21 protein-coding genes are annotated in these 18453 nt (G+C 38.5%); 1 reads left to right on the top strand and 20 read right to left on the bottom strand.

Translation table 11 applies throughout. The features are described from left to right. Positions 1 to 142: 142 nt before the first annotated feature. The 14 genes from MHI35_RS08390 to spoVK all read right to left on the bottom strand — a co-directional run bounded on the left by MHI35_RS08390 (position 143) and on the right by spoVK (position 12171). Positions 143 to 442, bottom strand: coding sequence for a contact-dependent growth inhibition system immunity protein (locus MHI35_RS08390; protein ID WP_144523018.1), 300 nt, complete (start codon positions 440 to 442; stop codon positions 143 to 145). 16 nt (positions 443 to 458) lie between these two features. Next, a complete protein-coding gene (locus MHI35_RS08385; RefSeq protein WP_249407489.1) occupies positions 459 to 2060 on the bottom strand; it encodes a ribonuclease YeeF family protein in 1602 nt (533 codons plus the stop codon). A 401-nt stretch (positions 2061 to 2461) separates the two neighbouring features. Then, a complete protein-coding gene (locus tag MHI35_RS08380; RefSeq protein ID WP_249407487.1) occupies positions 2462 to 3199 on the bottom strand; it encodes a DUF3986 family protein in 738 nt (245 codons plus the stop codon). A 131-nt stretch (positions 3200 to 3330) separates the two neighbouring features. Continuing rightward, entirely contained in the window at positions 3331 to 3882 is a 552-nt protein-coding gene (locus MHI35_RS08375; RefSeq protein WP_284553843.1) for a S8 family serine peptidase, read from the bottom strand. An 11-nt stretch (positions 3883 to 3893) separates the two neighbouring features. Beyond that, positions 3894 to 4193: a S8 family serine peptidase gene (locus MHI35_RS08370; protein WP_211064347.1), complete on the bottom strand. Its 300-nt coding sequence runs from the start codon at positions 4191 to 4193 to the stop codon at positions 3894 to 3896. 79 nt (positions 4194 to 4272) lie between these two features. Beyond that, positions 4273 to 4656, bottom strand: a complete 384-nt coding sequence (locus MHI35_RS08365; RefSeq protein WP_211064346.1) for an ArpU family phage packaging/lysis transcriptional regulator — start codon at positions 4654 to 4656, stop codon at positions 4273 to 4275. A 40-nt stretch (positions 4657 to 4696) separates the two neighbouring features. After that, the gene (locus MHI35_RS08360; protein WP_211064345.1) at positions 4697 to 5539 is read right to left on the bottom strand and encodes a hypothetical protein; all 843 of its coding nucleotides are present in this window, start codon (positions 5537 to 5539) and stop codon (positions 4697 to 4699) included. Positions 5540 to 5612: 73 nt separating this feature from the next. Further along, on the bottom strand, positions 5613 to 5825 hold the full coding sequence (locus MHI35_RS08355; protein WP_144523011.1) for an XtrA/YqaO family protein: 213 nt from the start codon (positions 5823 to 5825) through the stop codon (positions 5613 to 5615). Between the two features lie 71 nt (positions 5826 to 5896). Beyond that, positions 5897 to 6181 carry a hypothetical protein gene (locus MHI35_RS08350; RefSeq protein WP_144523010.1) on the bottom strand — a complete coding sequence of 95 codons (285 nt, stop codon included), beginning with the start codon at positions 6179 to 6181 and terminating at the stop codon, positions 5897 to 5899. Between the two features lie 451 nt (positions 6182 to 6632). Then, the gene (glnA, locus tag MHI35_RS08345; RefSeq protein ID WP_144483334.1) at positions 6633 to 7967 is read right to left on the bottom strand and encodes a type I glutamate--ammonia ligase; all 1335 of its coding nucleotides are present in this window, start codon (positions 7965 to 7967) and stop codon (positions 6633 to 6635) included. A gap of 59 nt (positions 7968 to 8026) precedes the next feature. Then, positions 8027 to 8437, bottom strand: coding sequence for a MerR family transcriptional regulator (locus tag MHI35_RS08340; protein ID WP_050944935.1), 411 nt, complete (start codon positions 8435 to 8437; stop codon positions 8027 to 8029). A gap of 91 nt (positions 8438 to 8528) precedes the next feature. After that, positions 8529 to 9809, bottom strand: a complete 1281-nt coding sequence (locus MHI35_RS08335; protein ID WP_211064344.1) for a methionine gamma-lyase family protein — start codon at positions 9807 to 9809, stop codon at positions 8529 to 8531. Between the two features lie 18 nt (positions 9810 to 9827). Further along, positions 9828 to 11090, bottom strand: coding sequence for a GTPase HflX (gene hflX / locus MHI35_RS08330; protein WP_144523008.1), 1263 nt, complete (start codon positions 11088 to 11090; stop codon positions 9828 to 9830). 121 nt (positions 11091 to 11211) lie between these two features. Next, positions 11212 to 12171, bottom strand: a complete 960-nt coding sequence (gene spoVK / locus MHI35_RS08325) for a stage V sporulation protein K (protein WP_003211912.1) — start codon at positions 12169 to 12171, stop codon at positions 11212 to 11214. A 320-nt stretch (positions 12172 to 12491) separates the two neighbouring features. Here spoVK and MHI35_RS08320 point away from each other — a divergent pair, with 320 nt between their 5' ends. Beyond that, the gene (locus MHI35_RS08320; protein ID WP_211064343.1) at positions 12492 to 13250 is read left to right on the top strand and encodes an N-acetylmuramoyl-L-alanine amidase; all 759 of its coding nucleotides are present in this window, start codon (positions 12492 to 12494) and stop codon (positions 13248 to 13250) included. A 66-nt stretch (positions 13251 to 13316) separates the two neighbouring features. On the opposite strand, the gene MHI35_RS08315 is transcribed toward MHI35_RS08320, so the two are convergent. From MHI35_RS08315 to MHI35_RS08290, 6 genes are all read right to left on the bottom strand, one after another. After that, the gene (locus tag MHI35_RS08315; protein WP_335349625.1) at positions 13317 to 13934 is read right to left on the bottom strand and encodes a hypothetical protein; all 618 of its coding nucleotides are present in this window, start codon (positions 13932 to 13934) and stop codon (positions 13317 to 13319) included. 90 nt (positions 13935 to 14024) lie between these two features. Further along, complete coding sequence (gene nrdF, locus MHI35_RS08310) at positions 14025 to 15005, bottom strand: class 1b ribonucleoside-diphosphate reductase subunit beta (RefSeq protein WP_003212452.1); 981 nt, start codon at positions 15003 to 15005, stop codon at positions 14025 to 14027. A 17-nt stretch (positions 15006 to 15022) separates the two neighbouring features. After that, complete coding sequence (gene nrdE, locus MHI35_RS08305) at positions 15023 to 17125, bottom strand: class 1b ribonucleoside-diphosphate reductase subunit alpha (protein WP_211064342.1); 2103 nt, start codon at positions 17123 to 17125, stop codon at positions 15023 to 15025. Next, on the bottom strand, positions 17085 to 17477 hold the full coding sequence (nrdI, locus tag MHI35_RS08300) for a class Ib ribonucleoside-diphosphate reductase assembly flavoprotein NrdI (protein WP_041816236.1): 393 nt from the start codon (positions 17475 to 17477) through the stop codon (positions 17085 to 17087). Before nrdI ends, nrdE begins: the two co-directional genes overlap by 41 nt. A 265-nt stretch (positions 17478 to 17742) precedes the next feature. Continuing rightward, the gene (locus tag MHI35_RS08295) at positions 17743 to 17955 is read right to left on the bottom strand and encodes a hypothetical protein (RefSeq protein WP_003212415.1); all 213 of its coding nucleotides are present in this window, start codon (positions 17953 to 17955) and stop codon (positions 17743 to 17745) included. Between the two features lie 79 nt (positions 17956 to 18034). Beyond that, positions 18035 to 18364, bottom strand: coding sequence for a YmzC family protein (locus MHI35_RS08290; RefSeq protein ID WP_144523623.1), 330 nt, complete (start codon positions 18362 to 18364; stop codon positions 18035 to 18037). Positions 18365 to 18453 lie beyond the last annotated feature (89 nt).

Genomic DNA, 18453 nt, shown 5'->3' with positions numbered 1-18453 from the left:
GTTTTGCTTGTCTCTATCATACGATGATCCACTTAGGAAAAAAGGTCCCCTTTTTGTCGGTTTTTTCTCGGCTTTTTCTCGGCAAGGAGTCCAATAAACACAAAAAACCTTGAAAGGCATTGGCCGATCAAGGATCATTTTGTTACTTCATTTTCACTGCTTCTTTCATTTCCTCTACTATCCTATTAAACCACTGTATAGGATTTAATGAGATCGCCGGAAAATAGATTTCTGCATTATTTTCGATAAAGCTTTCTTTTTCTTCTATTGTTAAAGTACCATTCAAAAAATCCTGACAATCCTTTATAGTAGACAGTAGACATTCTTTAGTAGCTTCATGAATAAACTCCTCTAACGCTTCTTCTGGTGAATCGATATCCTGATGAAATGTCCCACCTAAAAAATCTTCTAACTCCTCTAAATAACTGTAACTCTCATTCATTTTATCATCCTTCTTTCTATTTAACAGGGTATCCTGTTAAAATAAAACCGCCATTCTCATCTTTTTTCAGTATAATTTTTGCATTTGTAACATTCTCAACTACTTCTGAATTTCTCGAAACACTTCTTCCAATTACCTCTCCATCACCCTTATATTTTAATGGTAATGTAGGTCTACTGTTGGGGTTGGATAACCACTTTTGTATTTTATCAACACTCTTAGGATCACCCAGGACTGAATCAGCAACTCTTTCTGCAGTCATTCTATCGTTAAAAGTAGAAGAACCCGTGATTTTAGGATTACTTTTCAGTCTCTCTAATAGTTCTTCATCTGTTTTTCCAACATGTCTCTCTATTAAGTGCCCACCTCTGGATTCATGTGTAGCTAATCCATTACCTGGAGATAAAGGATTTTTCTCACCTTTCTTGATTCCCATCTTACCATGAAACCCTTTTGCTCCAAATGGTAAAAGCATTGCAAGCGCCGCATTCATACTTGCTTCCTGCTGTTCTTTCGAGACCTTATTTCCAAACATGTCTCGACCTGTAATCGCTTCACTGAAGCCGTTGGTCGCGGTGAGCCCGTATAAACCTTTTTGGGATGTCTTTAGGGCATCAAAAGATTTTTGTGACGTTTTGTAGATGTCGACCGCTCTGACTGCGGCTGACGTGGCTTGAGTCGTTTTATAGACGGCCTTTCCGCCTTTGAAAATGCGTCCTGCCCAACCGACAATAGGAATGTAGCCGGCTGCTGCCATGCCACCTGCAGCGACTCGTTGGCCTGCCGTAAGCTTTTCGCCTGTGATTGGATCGACGCCCGTAGCTGCTCGTTTTGCATCATTCACACCGGTTAGCTCATTGACAATGTTCCCCCCATAATCAAGGGCTTTTTCATACCAAGGACGGTTGGCGAGCGCTTCTTGTTCCTTTGCGATCTCGCGGGCTTCTTCTTGTTCTTTTTTGATTTTGAGATATTCAGCAGTTTGCTTCTCAATATCGCTTTTTGCCTTATAGATTTCACTATCTTGAAATGCTTTTTTGTCAAAATTCATAGGTGAAATTGATTTCCCGTCATTCGTGGCATTGATCATTTCTGCGTACAATGCCATTGTAGCTTGCTGCTCCGTTTCTGACAAAGCATATTCATCTTTTAAATTTTGATCAAGCTCTATTAAGTCTTTTACTGTCTTTTTTTGAACATCTTCAGCATATTCTATTTTTTCATCAAAGGTTTGGCTATCGAATACCTCCAGTGAAATGAGGTCATCGATATCTTCAAAAATCGTTTTAAGAGCATTTTTTTGATCCTTCACAATGCTTCTGGCATTTTTCATGCCCATATGTACTGCATTGTCTAAAAAGTGTTCTTCTACGAAGGTGTCTCCGCCAAAGCTCGTATCATCAAGTGTCCCAGAAACACCTTCATGAAAGGCTTTCTGCTTATCGATGAAGCTGATAAACATGTCCACATTTCCAGCTAGCTCTTTATAAAAGCTTTTAATGTTATCGGCACCTTTCCCAGTAAAATCATCACCGAGGTTTGCCACACCTTGAAGTGCCTTTTTTAAATCAACCATTTGTTCGCGGAGTTCCTGATAGTGTTTTGCCCTTGCGTCCATGGCACTTGTTAGTGCTTTTGCATCAAGTATCTTCCCCAGCAGAATTCACTCCTTCCTAGTCATTGACAAGGTCAATTTTACCAACACAAAACTTGTCATTAAATAGGAATAAAGATACAAAAACACAATATAAAATCGGGCACCCATTGAGGCACTTAAAGGCCGAATGATCAGCAGCTGCAGGTTCTTCTTTCTGGACAAACTAAAATATTCATGTTGCTTTTTCTCTGCAATGCAAATAAAAAAGTGCCCATAAAAATGGACACTTTGGTTCTATTATTCCCAAAACGCATCGCCTTCAGAATCAATATACTTCTAGAAAAGTTTTAAAGTCTACATAACAGTCTTCAAACAGATAAAGATATCTTCTACTATATCATTTTATTTATCACACAAAAACGCTATGCTTTTATTAAATCATTTTCTTTTAGAAATTGTTCGAACAATGCATCACCTTTATCCTCAATATCTTCATCATCAATATTATACTCTCCAACCAACAAAACAAAATCATCATATTTTTCATATTTTTGTTCAAGTTTTATACCATAGCTTTCTTGATAAAAAAACAATAACCATTTCCCTGAATCTAAACTTTTTAAAAACACTCCTTCATAATCTAAATCATTTTCATAATAACCTACATGCAAATGCATTGTATCGTCTAAGTTAAGCAACGTTGATCTCCCCTTTAGAAAATAACATGATGATCTTTTAGATTTGGTGGAACATGATAATGCAGAACAGCAGGTCTTCCATGTTTTATAGGTACATAATCTAGTCTGAATAGGGGTTTTTTTGCTACGTACCTGCATAATGCGCCCTACTGATCCAGGGCCATCAATAATACGATTTTGAGGCGCCTTTAATGCTTTCTGCACATATGGTCTAGCTACTTTCCATCCTTTTTGCATTCCCTTTTTCTTTTTTCCAACTTGAGAAATTAATAATCTTAAAGCAGCAGCCACCACCGGTATCCACTGACCAGTTACACTGTCTTCTTTCAATTTAGCATTCTGACTCTGTAACGCTAAAGTTTCTTCTAATTCAATAAATACTGGATCATTCAAAAGAAAGTCAAATTCTTTATTAAAGTTTGAAATATCTATACTGGTATCCTCGTATACTTGTTCAATCAATTGATCACTAACCACAAGTTCACTATTCAGTGAAGTTACGCTCTAAGAATATGCTGGAGTCACCGCGGAAAACATAGAATAAAAGACAGTACTACTAAAATAACCTTATTCTTCATATAAACACTACTTTCTCAAAAAAATTTATCTGTATTCATAACTGAATACCCATTTATTTTATCTAAATTTTTAGAGATTGTGTATTTATTATCAGAAGAATATTCTTCAAAAAAGAGAGCAGCAAGACCTGCCATGTAGGCAGCCGCCATTGAAGTACCACTACTATATAAAAAAGAACCATCTTTTGAATAACTTTTTATATAATGCCCCGTAAGTAACACATTTAATCCATTACCTACAGTTGTCCCTTTCCATATATCATCGTTCATATTTAAAGCTCCTACAGCAATAACACCTTCAAATTTAGCAGGGTAGAGTATCTCGCTATTTTCTTGTAACCCATAGTTCCCAACCGATGATATTACAACAATATTATTTCTTAAAGCTCTATTTATTACAGATTCCAGTTTTATAGAATATTTTAAAGTGCCAAATGACATAAGAATAATGTCAACCTTTTCTTCAATACTATAATCCACTGCTTCTATTACATTATTAATATCACCGTTTAAATTGTTATCCAAGGCTTTAATTACATATAAATCGATTTTTGGCGCAACACCAATATCTTTATTAGTTAAAATTCAGCTAAATGAGTTCCATGACCATGATTATCTTGATATGATCTTTTGGGATCTAAAACGTTTATCCCCTTTTTAACATTGATCTCCTGCTTAAATGAAACACCTGAATCAATTAATGCTACTTTAACACCTTTTCCAGTTAGTTTTTTCTGGTTATGCAGTTTATTAATTTTTAAATATTCATAGGCCCAATTTTCATTCTTAAATTTCTCAGTTTTGTTTTTATTTATTATTAATGTTATAGATGTCACAGTTAGAATTAATACTACTAGAAAGAGTGTAAATCTCTTCAAAATCATCGCACCTCTTTTAAACATATTATGAGAAACATGATGTATTTTACCATTATTTTTTTCAAATACAAAACAGCACTCAGATGATTCCAAGTGCTGTTGAAAGTTTAAACGTTGCTTGCTTTTTTAATTTGTAATATCGATCTTTCTTTAATTCAAGTTCTTCGCATACCTCAAGGTCTTTAACCATTCGTGAAGTAAGGTACTTCATGCGTATAATGTCTTGTTCAACTTCATCCAAGCTGTACTCTAGTGCTCCTTCTATTTGCCGCACCTTAAGCTCCGAACAAACATGTTGATCTTTTAATCTTGGAAACAAAGTTAAGATGCCATTTGCTTTTTGCTCATCCAAGTTCTCTAGTTTAACTTTTAATGCTTTATAAAGCTTCAATTCATTTATTAATGTCTGACGGACCTGCTTTTCATTGACCTCAGGAATAAGGCATAATTGGTTGGTTAACAAATTTATACCCTCTCTCTAAAAAATCTTATAAGTAGACTGTTTAATTATATAATGAATTATTGTTTGTAGTACTATCGTTCGTAGATTCCTCGTTTGTAGAATCTTGATCGACCTCTTCAATCGACATTTTTATATTGCACAAGTCTTCTAACTTGATAATTTTTGTTTCTGTACATAACTTTGGCTTAGGGTTATTTCCTAATAAAATTAATTCTTTGTTTATAGCGTGTAGTACATACCAAGATTTTTTATTTAAATCACTTTCAAGTTTATTTTGTTCATTAGCTAAATCAATGTCAGAAACGAGTATATACTTTTCTTTTGTCCAATATAAAAATTTTGAAATTTGCTTCATTAAAGCTGGTATAGGGAGACATAAAACGGTCGTACACCCTATTATAATTGCTAATTTTCCAATTGGATTTTCTACAAATACATTTGTTACAACTGTTCCATTCAACGGAAAATAATAGCATAATAAACAAATCATGAAAAGTATTACTAATAATATTCTTACTCTTAACCGATTAAGTTTTGAAGGGAATTCATTGTTAATAGCATAAATTAAAAAAAAAGTTGGAGCACCAATTGCAAAAAAAATTGATCCTATCATGGGAGATAAATCTGGATCCCCTGTCCAGGACGGTACATCAAAAATATAAAGTATAGACAAATTAATCAATACCCACCATAAAGTCTGTCCAAGATATTTAATACTTAATAATAGAATAACCATATCTTTAGTTAACAACTTTTGTTCAAAGATACTTGATGATAATAAATTAATAGGTCTTATTAATTTGAAAATGATAATAAAAAGTATAGTTGCAGCAGCCAAATCACCTGGTATCCCCATCGTTTTAAGAAATCCAAAATAGTCCATAAATACACACCTTTTCAATATTCTTCTTTATTGAATCGGCATTTTTTAGATTTTTTCAAGTAATTAGGAAGCTCTATCTGCTAATATCTATTCTGTGAGAACTTGTATAATTTAAATTTGTGAACTGGCCACCTCGTGTAGTGATCTCGGTTTTACCGTACATTGGTGTTTCAGCCAACACCACATTGTTGGAATGCCCATCTAGGATAATGACTTTCACTTCTCCTTTTTCAAAAAGCTGATCAATTGAGATATTGGAGTCTATATGATTGTAAGGATTATTCATGCACAAGACCTCCCGTGTTATAATGAATTGTGCAGATTCAATAGAACTGGGGCCTTGTGCTTCGGTTCTTTTTATTTGTCCTGAAGAGCTTGCAAATCATGTACACACATTCTAAAGAGGTGTTCGTCCCTTAAATCTAAAGACAAATCAATCAAAGCCTTCAGATCATCTTCAGTAAGTACCTCATCCAAATTTTCAGCCCAAGACTTTGGAACAACCAAGGTATTACCACTAAGGAACCTTACTAAAATGTCATCTTCAGATACTTTAAGTACATAACCTGCTTTGTTAAGTGGTTCTCTTTTTCCTTTCCTAGATGCTTTAATCCAGTCTCCTTCTAAGAATTTGTTTTTCATCTGATAATCCTCCACCCTTTCCTGATCCGACTGAGCAGTTCATATTTTTTAAGTGGTTCATAGAGGTGAACACGCTGTCCATTCTCTATACGATAAAGCAGGAACCACCGTTTTGATCGTTTGCGTGCCATCTTAGACAGCCCCGTCTTCCTCTTCTTTTTGATCATTCTCGTCAGAATCGTCTTTCGCACTTTGGAGGGATCTAATCATTTAGCGGCTGCTTCTCATCTTTCTGCATAGGTACAGCTTCGTTGGCATGGATCTCATACTAGAAAAAATAGACACAGATTCAATGAATAAATATGAAGAGTATATCTCCAAGATAATGGAGTGATTTTTTTATCATTTTTTGTGGGTGAATTGTGGGTGGAGGCTTCCTCATTTTGAAATATTAGAAACACCCACAAAAATAAAAACCCCCTGAAGCCAATGGCCCCAAAGGGTTTCTTGATTAATACTGAGACATATACTGATCGCGTTCCCATGGGTGTACTTGGGTGCGGAACATATCCCATTCGATTTCTTTTGATTCGATGAAGTGCTCGAATAAGTGATCACCTAGTGCATTGACCATTACTTCGTTTGACTTGAGCAGTTCAAGTGCTTCTGCAAGTGTTGCAGGTAGGTCAGCGATGCCGTTTTCAAGGCGCTCTTCTTTGTCCATGACATAGATGTTTCTGTCGATTGGAGCTGGTGCGTCTAGTTTGTTTTTGATGCCGTCAAGTCCTGCTGCAAGTAATACGCTTAATGCAAGGTATGGGTTTGCAGATGGGTCTACGCTGCGCACTTCTACACGTGTGCTGATGCCGCGTGATGCAGGGATACGGATCAATGGGCTACGGTTTTGTGCACTCCATGCCACATAGCAAGGTGCTTCATAACCAGGTACAAGACGCTTGTAAGAGTTCACCGTTGGGTTTGTGACCGCTGTGAAGCTTGTTGCGTGCTTCACGATACCCGCGATAAAGTGCCTAGCCGTCTCACTTAATTGTAAATCTGCTTTTTCATCAAAGAATGCGTTTTTGCCATTTTTGAATAATGATAGGTTACAGTGCATACCAGATCCGTTTACACCGAACAATGGTTTTGGCATGAATGTCGCATGAAGTCCGTGCTTTCTCGCAATTGTTTTAACAACGAGTTTGAACGTTTGAATGTCATCACAAGAGCGGATAGCGCCTGCATATTTGAAGTCAATTTCATGCTGTCCAGGTGCTACTTCGTGGTGAGACGCTTCAATTTCAAAGCCCATTTCTTCAAGCTCAAGCACGATATCACGGCGGCAGTTTTCGCCTAGATCTGTTGGTGCAAGGTCAAAGTATCCACCTTTATCGTTTAGTTCAAGCGTTGGTTCGCCTTTTTCATCTAATTTAAATAAGAAGAATTCTGGCTCAGGTCCAAGGTTAAAATCACTAAATCCTAGGTCTTCCATTTCCTTTAAAATACGCTTTAAGTTGTTACGTGGGTCTCCATCAAATGGCGTCCCGTCTGGTTTGTAAATGTCACAAATAAAGCGTGCAACTTTACCTTTTTCTGCTGTCCAAGGGAAAATAACAAATGTGTTGAGGTCTGGGTATAGATACATATCTGATTCTTCAATACGTACGAAACCTTCAATAGATGAACCGTCAAACATACATTTGTTATCGAGAGCTTTTTCTAACTGGCTCACAGGAATTTCAACATTTTTAATCGTTCCGAGAATGTCTGTAAATTGCAGACGGATGTACTTTACGTTTTCCTCATTTACTAATTTTACGATATCTTCTCTTGTGTATTTTGCCATTTCGTAAAACTCCTCCCCTACAAAAGGTAAAATTGTATAGCAATGCTTTTGCTAATTGGTTAACGGAAGAACCTTGACATATCTCCCTGCCTAAAGGTCGTTCCTTGTTGGAAACGTCCAGCCTGAATAAGTTCCTTCTTCAGTAGCTTCCTGAGTTCATCATCTGTCAAGTTGTGCTTCGCTGTGGATTTCTCCTCGGTCTTTGCATCAGACGCTGGATGTTCTGCCTCAGCTTTGGCAAAAAGTTTTTTGATTCCTGCCATGTTTACACCTTGTTCGATGAGGTTTTTAATTTCTAGTAATTTATCAACATCATGGAAAGAAAATAATCGGCGATTCCCATCACTTCTTGCAGGAAATACTAAACCATTTTCCTCATAATAGCGAATTTGCCTTGCAGATAATTCTGTTAGCTGCATGACAATCCCAATTGGGAATAAAGGCATTGAGCGGCGAATGTTATCACTCATCTCAACTGTCTCCTCCTCTTTGCTTAAATTTATTATATGTCATGTTATATTATGTGTCAACAACATGTTAGGAATATTAACATGGATTTTTTTATTGAGCAGGTATGTTGATAAAACCTTGTTCCAATAAGGCATCTACAGCACTACAAATCGCATTTTTCACATGAGCATACGTGAGTCCGCCTTGAACGTAGGCTGTATAAGGCGGTCTTATTGGTCCATCGGCTGACAATTCGATACTAGCCCCTTGGACGAAGGTGCCCGCTGCCATAATGACATCATCCTCGTATCCCGGCATATAGCTTGCATGCGGTGTGACGTGACTGTTGATCGGAGATGCATATTGAATCGCCTGACAGAATGCAATCATTTTGTTAGGTTCACCAAATTCGACGGATTGAATTAGATCCGTTCTTTTCGCATTCCACGCTGGGTTCGTTTGGAATCCGAGCTTCTCAAGAAAACGAGCCGTGAACACTGCACCTTTTAAGCTTTGCGCCACAACATGCGGTGCTAAGAAAAATCCTTGATACATCTCCTGAAGCGCATACAGCGAGGCACCCGCTTCACTGCCGATGCCCGGAGATGTCATTCGATAAGAGCAAGCTTCTACCCATTTTTCTTTTCCAACGATGTAGCCGCCAGTTTTGGCAAGCCCACCGCCTGGGTTTTTAATAAGGGAACCGGCCATAAGATCCGCTCCCACATGACATGGCTCTTGTAATTCAGTAAATTCACCATAACAGTTGTCCACAAACACAATGATTTCTTCATTGATCTCTTTCACAAATGTAATCATTTGCTCGATTTCTTCTATTGTAAAAGAAGGCCTTGACGCATAGCCTTTTGAACGCTGAATGCCGATCATTTTTGTTTTAGAGGAGATCGACTTTTTTACTTTGTCATAATCGACGGATCCATCTTGCCTTAAATCAATGGCCTTGTAATCAATCTGGAAGTCTTTTAAAGAGCCTGTCCCTTCTTTGCCGCGAATTCCTACAATTTCTTCTAGCGTATCGTATGGTTTTCCCGTCATATAAATCAATTCATCGCCAGGTCTTAGCACACCGAATAACGCAATGGAAATCGCATGTGTGCCAGAAATGATCTGCGGACGGACAAGGCCGCTTTCTCCTCCGAAGACATCCGCATAGATCTTTTCTAACGTGTCTCTCCCCATATCATCGTAACCATATCCAGTGGTCGGGTTAAAGTGAGAGTCACTGACTCTATGCTTTCGGTAGCTTTCAAGCACCCGCCACTCATTTTGTTCACTCTTTTGATCAATTTGCTGATGCACGTGTAAAATGTCTTGTTCTGTTTCTGCTGCTACTTTTTCTAAAATACTGCCGTGTTTTAATGTATGAAACATCTTGATTTAATTCCTTTCTTACAACATATACTTCTTGATTTGACCTAATATGGTCTGCTCCTCACCACTAAATCCGGTGATGTCATAAAGTTCTGCTTCTTTTTGAAATTCTAGTGATTCCACGAGCGTTTCTGATTTTAATGCGGAGATGAGCTTTCCTTCATATGCTGGAATTTTCACATGGTATGGCTTTAAAAAGGCTTTTTTCAGCTCAGCCATGATATCTTCTTTTAATCGCTTCACATCTTCTTCGCGTCTCGCACTGATTAACAGATGACGATGCTTTGAAGATGGGATGAAGTCTGGCCTGATTTGATCTTCTTTGTTATAAACCGTCAGCATCGGAATACGATCTGCTTCTAATTCCTCTAAAAGCTTATGAACCGTTCGTTCGTGTCCTTCGTAATCCTCATTAGAAGAATCAATGACATGAAGCAAATAATCAGCTTCCTTCACTTCTTCAAGAGTGGAACGAAATGCCGCTATCAGCGTTGTTGGAAGGTCTTGGATAAAACCAACGGTGTCTGAAATCAGCACACTGTAGCCAGATACCAATGTCATCTTACGTGTCATTGGATCAAGTGTCGCAAACAGCAGATCCTCTTCATGACTATCTGCATCTGTTAATTGGTTAAACAAAGTAGATTTTCCGGCATTCGTATATCCGACGATGGCAATTTGAAACACACCATTTTTCTTCCGGCGTTCCCGGTATCTTGTCCGGTGTTCTTTGACAGTAGATAATTGCCCGTTAATTTCATGAATACGGTTACGAATATGGCGTCTATCTGTTTCAAGTTTTGTTTCACCTGGACCTCTTGCGCCAATTCCGCCTCCTTGTCTTGAGAGGCTGATCCCTTGTCCGCTTAGTCTCGGCAAGGCATACTGAAGCTGAGCAAGCTCTATTTGCAGCTTCCCCTCTCTTGTTCGCGCTCTTTTTGCAAAGATGTCTAAAATCAATTGTGTCCGATCGATAATTTTCACATCTAAGGCAGTTGCCAAAGCTTTTAGCTGACTTGGAGATAGTTCGTCGTTAAAAATAATGACATCACATTCGAATTCCTCGCAAAGCACTTCAAGCTCTTCTACTTTCCCTTTACCGATATATGTTGCGCTGTCTTGTCTATTTCTCTTCTGCGTCATTACGCTGACAGCTTCACCGCCAGCCGTTTTGGTTAAGGAAGCTAATTCTTCCATTGAGTATTGAAAGCGTTCATCCGTGACATGTGGCAATTGACAGCCGACAAGGATCGCTTTTTCTGTCATTTCATGTTCATTCAATATCAGTTGTTTCCTTTCTGTACTTAAGTTTTCAGTAGTACCATCATACCAAACACATCACACGTATACCACTATTCGGATGGTTTATTTTAGTATCTCTTTATAAAAAGGATACGCCATTTTAAGTAGGCGTATCCTCTTTCATTTGGAGATCGTGACTTTTAATCGTAAGCAAATCTTTTTTATCATAATGATCCACTAGCAAGAGTCTCATCGCTTGGGTTCGAATGGCCTTTTCAATCGTGTTTCGCACAAAGCGGCCGTTGCTGAATTTTGCTGGACTCGTGGTGCTTTTAATATGCATTAAATAATCACGCAGCTTCCATTCAGCTTCTTGGGTAAATATATATTCTCTGTCAGCCATCATCCGTTTAGCAATGTCCATGAGCTGATCGACGGTATAATCAGGAAAGCTGATATTGATTGGAAATCTGGATTGCAGCCCAGGGTTTAAAGATAGAAAATGATCCATTTCCTTGGAGTAGCCAGCAAGAATGAGAATGAATTCGTGCTGTTTGTCCTCCATATGTTTGACTAATGTATCAATCGCTTCTTTCCCAAAATCCTTTTCGCCTCCGCGGGCAAGAGAATAGGCTTCGTCGATGAACAAAATGCCGCCTAGTGATTTTTTAATTAAGTCTCTTGTTTTTTGAGCCGTATGACCGATGTACTCCCCGACAAGATCTCCGCGTTCCGCTTCAATTAAGTGGCCTTTTGAGAGGACATTCATTTCAAAGAACAGTTTCCCGACAAGCCTTGCAACCGTTGTTTTCCCTGTGCCTGGATTTCCTTTGAACATCATATGAAGCGCTTGTTTACCTACTTTTAACCCTTGTTCCTGCCTTTTTTGATTGACAAAAATCCAAGCATAAATCTCTTTTATGTTTCGTTTCATTTCATCCATACCGACAAGGCTATTCATTTCACGTTCTATTTCCCGTAAGATGCTGTGTTTTGCCTCATTTTTCTGCAAGGCTTCTAGGTATTCTGCCTCTGAATCTGCATCAACCAATACTTGCTTTTGTCCGTTAAGTATAATATTGATTTGGCCGTTGTTTTTATATGTGACAGCTCGCTCCAACGTATTCACCTCTCGCTCTTCTCTCTTTATTCTATTCGGGTGGAGCTGTAATCGTGACAATCGCCCGCTTAAGCCCAAGTTTGCTGTCAAAATGACCCGAGATACCGAATATTGTAGGGATTTCTGCGGTTTCCCAGGAAATGATGTGCTATTTCCATTGTATTCATCCCATTTAGGCGGACAAACCAACAATTTGTTTTTTCTTAGAAAAATGTAGCTTTTTCATCACAAATTGTGCAGAAAAGAGTCTCAATGATTTCCGCATTTTGTACAGGCAATTTTTCTATTTTCTCATAAAATAAAGACGAGGTGATGAATAGATGGTGAAGATTTTTATTGATCCTGGCCATGGAGGAACAGATTCTGGAGCTGCTGCGAATGGACTTTTGGAGAAAAATATCACACTGCAAATTGCGATTTTACTGAGAGATATGTTGATCAGTGATTATGATGACGTTTCCGTCCGCTTAAGTCGTTCAATTGACCAATCCGTCACTTTAGCTCAGCGTACAAATGCAGCAAACAGCTGGGGAGCTGACTATTTCGTGTCTATTCACGTTAATGCAGGCGGGGGCAATGGTTTTGAAAGCTATGTGTACCCTGGCGTTTCAGCACCGACCACCACGTATCGCAATGCCCTTCATGATGAAATTGTTCGCTCGGTGGATTTTGCCAACCGCGGCAAGAAAACAGCGAACTTCCACGTTCTTCGAGAAACTTCTATGCCCGCTATTTTAACTGAGAATGGTTTCATCGATACGACCGCTGATGCAAATAAGCTCCGCAACGCGACCTTCCTTCAAGGCATCGCTCGCGCTCATGCCACTGGATTAGAGAAAGCCTTTCAGCTGAAAAAAAAAGCAAGTAATCTTTATAAAGTACAGGCCGGAGCTTTCAAGGTAAAAGCCAATGCGGATGAATTAGCAGCCACGCTGAAATCCAAAGGCTTTGACGCCTTCGTTGTATTAGAGGGCGGCATGTTCCGAGTGCAAGCCGGGGCTTTTCGTACAAAGCAAAATGCGGATGACCTCGTCGCAAGGTTGAAACAGGCCGGTCATGACGCATTCGTTTTCCAATAACTGAAGCTGTTATAACGAAATAAACCGGCTCAAGTCTACTGCTGAGCCGGTTTTTGATGGATTCCTTTATGCTAAAATGTTCACGACAAATTGAGACCACGTTTCAAGTCGATCGAAGTATTCAGGCTTTTTCAAATCGGATGCTTTCATCCATTTTCCTGATATTTGATCTGTTTCTTTCACTTCTACATGAGCACCTAGAGATAATTCAAGTGCTGATAACAGTCCAATGTGCACACGGCCAACACTGTTGTCATCATCATTAATTAATCCAAGGGTTTTCATCTCAAGCTTGTCTTTTTCTTGAATAGAAAGTTCCTCGTCTAGCTCACGATCCGTATTTTCTTTTAGAATTTCAGCAAAGTTTTTACCTTCGATGAAATTCATGTGACCACCAAAGCCAAGAGATAACTTATGATGCAATCGAGTCTCTCCCCCACCTTGAAGTCTTTCATATACATACACTTCATCCTCACGCTTAATCACGACATAAGGAATTGGCTGCTTGAATTCAGGATTTTCTTCTGCATCGCCCCTACGCATCTGCTCGAAGTGCTCTTCGATTTCTTTCATAATTGTGTTGATTGTTTTCTCTTCACTATTCACACCATTAAACGCAAGCGTTTCGTTTTGGAACACGCGTGCGCGCGGTGCAACTAGTATGATCTCATCCATTTTTCCCATGTTCGGTAACCTCCAGTATGTAACGCATTGTATGAAATGGCAAAAAGCCAAAACGAGTGATGCGTTTTGACTTTTACGCCTTACTTACACTTATGATTCATCTCCAAAGAAGAAATCGTCATCTTTTAACGGCTCAACCGTTGCTTTTTTGTAGCCATTCCCTTTCATTGAGAAGAAGTCATGCGATTTTGTTTTTGTATTGAGGCCGTTCAATACAATTGGATTGATCTCTTCTTCTTCAAAGTAAGGGGCAAATCCAAGGTTCATTAACGCTTTATTGGCATTGTAACGAATGAACTTTTTCACATCATGCGATAAATTGACTTGGTCATAAATATCTTCCGTGTAATGAAGTTCATTTTCATAAAGCTCGTTCAAGAGGTCAATCGAGAAATCATACAGCTCTTTTTGCACGTCAGGTGTTTGTTTGTTGTAAATTTCTTGTGCTAATAATCCAACGTATACACCATGAATCGCTTCATCACGCAAAATCAAGTTGATGATTTCACCACTTTGCATCAGCTTTCCTTGACCATAGAAATAAAGCGGGTAGTAAAAACCACTGTAAAACAGGAAGCTTTCTAAATAAACAGAAGCAACCATTGCTTTAAAGAGGGAAATCGGATCGTCCTTTTGAATCGAACGGTATAAACTGACAATCATATCCGCTTTCTTTTGCAAGAATTTATTCTTTTTAACCCATTCAAACACTTCACTGATCGTTTCAGTTGGTGCGAGTGTCATGAAGATATTTGAGTATGATTTCGCATGTACCGCATTTTCCATCATCGCCATAAAGTTTAATACCGCTTTACGCTGATGACCTTCTACATGTTCAGCCACAATCGGCATCCCTGTATTTCCTTGTTCTGTATCAAGTAAAGTCAGTCCAGCAAGTACCTTCATGTACGTATCTCGCTCTTTTTCACCTAAATATTTCCACGTTAAGAGATCCCCGTTTAAAGAAATCTCTTCAGGAAGCCAGAACTGCTTCACATTTTGGTTGTAAAACATTTGTGTAAAATCGTCTTCGTGTTTTGACCAGTTGGCTGCATCATAAATTTTTGTCACGTTAAACTCTCCTTTAATCAAACAACACAAGAAAGACAGCCTTCCTGCCCTGTATCCTTCGTTCTCGCATAATAAAGTGTCTTAATGCCTTTATGGTGTGCATACAGATCGATGCGGTTTAGGTCACGCGTTGTCATCGTATCTTTCAGGAATAGTGTAAAGCTGATTCCTTGATCGACGTGCTGCTGAATCGTTGCGATCATATCGACCACTTTAAACATATCCATATCGTACGCTTCTTTATAGAAGAACCAGTTTTGCGCTGAAAGACCTGGCATTGGGTAATACGTTTTGCTGTTGCCGTATGTTCTTTCTTCGATACGTTCCATAATTGGCATAACAGAGGCTGTTGCTGATTGCACGTAAGAAATGGAACCAGTTGGTGCAATACATAAGCGGTAGCTATGGTACATGCCATTTTCCGCTACAAAGTCTTTGAGTGCTGCCCAGTCTTCTTTTGTTGGAATATGCATGCCTTCAAATAATGCGGCTGCTTTTTCTGTTTTTGGTGTGAAATCATTCTCCACGTATTTATTGAAGTACTCGCCCGTTGCGTAGCCAGATCCTTCATAACGATGGAATGTTTCTCCTTTTTCTTTTGCAAGCTCACTTGAGCGTTTAATTGAATAGTAGTTCACCATCATAAAGAACGTATTCGCGAAATCTCTTGCTTCTTCACTTTCATAGGCCATTTGGTTTTGAGCCAAATACCCGTGAAGGTTCATCGCGCCAAGTCCGATTGATTTCATCGCCTTGTTAGCTTTTCGAACAGCCGGTGCATTGCGAATATCTGTTGTTTCAGATACAAGTGTTAGTGAATCTGTTGCAAGTTTGACTGTTTTTTCAATCGATTTGTTTTTCATGACATTCATGATATTTAATGAACCAAGGTTACAAGAAATATCAAGACCAATTTCATCTTCTTGATCATAGTCCGCATAAGAAGAGACCTCTGAAGCTTGAAGCACTTCTGAGCAAAGGTTTGAGAATTTCACTCGTGAGATATGGTTTAATGCATGCTCTCTATTCACGTTGTCTTGGAACATGATATATGGATAGCCTGATTCTGAGCGAAGAACAGCCAATTTTTCAAGAAGCTTTCTCGGATTGACTTTTTCTTTTTTGACTTTCGGGTTTTCTACAAGCTCATCATACATTTCTTCCATGTCCATCTCATCAAGATGCTGTCCATATTCTTTATAGACTGTGTGCGGATAGAAAGTGTAAGCTGTTTTATCTTCTCTTGCAAGCTCAATAAATTTGTCTGGGATGACGACACCGATGGACAATGTTTTCACACGCACATCTTCATCTGCAGAGATTTTTTTTGTATCTAAGAAATCATTAATGTCTCTGTGGAAAATATTAAGGTAGGCACTGCCTGATCCTTGTCTTTGTCCCATTTGATCTGCATATCTGAATGCATTATCAAGAAGCTTCATCACGCCGACGACACCTTTTGTCGCATTTTCAACATCTTTGATTGCTTCGCCTTTGGCACGAAGTTTTGACAAGTTTAAGCTGACGCCGCCGCCTAATTTTGAAAGCTGCATTGAAATATCAATCGCTCTTGAAATATCGTTTAATGAGTCATTCACTTCAAGCAAGAAGCAGCTCACAAGCTCACCGCGTCTTTTACGTCCCGCATTTAAGAATGTTGGTGTACTTGGCTGATATTCCTGATTGATCATCAGTTCTACAAACTCAATGGCTTTTGCTTTATCTCCGCCCGCAAAGAAAAGCGCTACAACTGAAATGCGGTCTTCATAGCGTTCAAGGATTTTCTTTTTATCATTTGTTTTCAGTGCATAGTCGTTGTAAAACTTAAACGCACTCATGAATGATGGGAATCTAAATTTCTTCGCATATGCAGCTTCGAATACCTCTTTAATATCCGCCATGCTGTACTGTCTTAAAAATTCTTCCTCATAGTAGTCGTTTTCTATTAAGTAATCAATCTTCTCTTCTAAGTTGTGAAAGAAGACTGTGTTTTGATTAATATAATCTACGAAATAACTATGTACAGCTTCTTTGTCCTTATCGAACTGAAACTTTCCTTCTTTTTGAATCATAATCTCGTTATTTAATTGTATCCACTTTGGAACCTGATTTTGTGACAATTCTTTCTACCTCCTGTGTAAACAATTCAACATCCCTTTTTGTTCCGCTTAGTTCAAAGGTGTGCAAAATAGGAACTTGATATTGTTTAGAAATCGTATCGGCGCTTTTGGCAAAATTATCTCCCCACACTTTGTTTCCACTCACCGCTACACCTAGTAAAAGGTGAGCATTTTTCTCTAAAAAGGATTGAGTGGTACTAGGGACTTGTCCAAATCCTGTCGTAAAGGTGACGAGAATAAACGGCGTATCCAAAAACTCTTCTCCAGTCAATTTTTGTTTGTCTGTAAAAGGGGTCTTGTCCAAAAAGCGTTGAACATTTCCTGTTTTTGAATCAAATACGATTTGAATCAATTCCATCACGACCTAGTTTTTAGTATTGTTGATCATTTCGTTATTCACTATATATAGTATACTATGTTTTTTCAAAACACAACATATAGATGCTCGAAACGAAAAAAATCAACCAACCCGGCCGAACATTCATAGCCGAACTCGTACGTTCAAATAAATAGAGCAGAACAGGATCTAAAAATAGACTGCTCTACTCTCTATTCAACTGAAACCGAAATCTATCATAACACGAAAAAAAATCGCTTAGTAGACTAGACTTTTTGTTTTATTTTTTGTAGGCATCGCACTGTAAATCTTCTGACACTTCTGTAATTTCCACTTCAACACCTAATTCTTTTAGCACCGCTTCAAGCGCAGAGACGATTGAAGCTTCTCTGACTAATTCTTTCCCATTTACAGAAACGCTTGTTCCATATTCAAAACAGGAGTCATCTTCACAAGTTTGTTCCCAATGATTAATTTTAATTTTGTGTGTCATGAACTCATCCTTTTCTGTCTAGATGTCTGATGCATGATTATAGTGTAGCGACTTCACATTCATTTGTAAATTTACGTGCTTACTCTTCCACAGAATCGTCATCATCATAATCTTCGTCCCACTCATCTATGTATTTTGTTTTAATCAGGGTCAGTTTTCCCTCTTTTTCATCAAACCGGTACACATGTACTTCATCATCTTTCACAACAGCGAAGTGATTATTTTTTAGTGCAACAGCTGATTGTAACAGACCTTCAATATCTCCATGATCATCTTGATTAGAATAGTTATGCCAGCTTTCCTGCCTGGATTCAATGTTTGAAATGGCGCACGATCCAAATAAGACAACAATCCCAATTAGTAGAAGGATCACTCTAATCCTTCTTAATTCAAGCTCTGCGTTTTCCATATCGTTCCCCTCACCTTTCTTCATATCCAATAAGGGATTATACGCAAAATAGGCAGAAAAGTTTCATGGCATGCAAAATAGCCCCTCTG

Origin of the sequence: Bacillus sp. FSL K6-3459 (genome assembly GCF_038003305.1) — a bacterium.
GTDB classification, from domain to species: Bacteria; Bacillota; Bacilli; order Bacillales; family Bacillaceae; genus Bacillus; species Bacillus pumilus_O.
Note: the sequence above shows the minus strand (reverse complement) of the source record. Positions and strands in the feature narration are given on the sequence as shown.

Coding starts and splice junctions, on each gene's coding strand:
- MHI35_RS08390 (WP_144523018.1), bottom strand. CDS start 442: ATGAATGAGAGTTACAGTTATTTAGAGGAGTTAGAAGATTTTTTAGGT.
- MHI35_RS08385 (WP_249407489.1), bottom strand. CDS start 2,060: ATGGACGCAAGGGCAAAACACTATCAGGAACTCCGCGAACAAATGGTT.
- MHI35_RS08360 (WP_211064345.1), bottom strand. CDS start 5,539: ATGGACTATTTTGGATTTCTTAAAACGATGGGGATACCAGGTGATTTG.
- MHI35_RS08355 (WP_144523011.1), bottom strand. CDS start 5,825: ATGAATAATCCTTACAATCATATAGACTCCAATATCTCAATTGATCAG.
- MHI35_RS08350 (WP_144523010.1), bottom strand. CDS start 6,181: ATGAAAAACAAATTCTTAGAAGGAGACTGGATTAAAGCATCTAGGAAA.
- glnA (WP_144483334.1), bottom strand. CDS start 7,967: ATGGCAAAATACACAAGAGAAGATATCGTAAAATTAGTAAATGAGGAA.
- MHI35_RS08340 (WP_050944935.1), bottom strand. CDS start 8,437: ATGAGTGATAACATTCGCCGCTCAATGCCTTTATTCCCAATTGGGATT.
- MHI35_RS08335 (WP_211064344.1), bottom strand. CDS start 9,809: ATGTTTCATACATTAAAACACGGCAGTATTTTAGAAAAAGTAGCAGCA.
- MHI35_RS08320 (WP_211064343.1), top strand. CDS start 12,492: ATGGTGAAGATTTTTATTGATCCTGGCCATGGAGGAACAGATTCTGGA.
- MHI35_RS08315 (WP_335349625.1), bottom strand. CDS start 13,934: ATGGGAAAAATGGATGAGATCATACTAGTTGCACCGCGCGCACGCGTG.
- MHI35_RS08295 (WP_003212415.1), bottom strand. CDS start 17,955: ATGACACACAAAATTAAAATTAATCATTGGGAACAAACTTGTGAAGAT.
- MHI35_RS08290 (WP_144523623.1), bottom strand. CDS start 18,364: ATGGAAAACGCAGAGCTTGAATTAAGAAGGATTAGAGTGATCCTTCTA.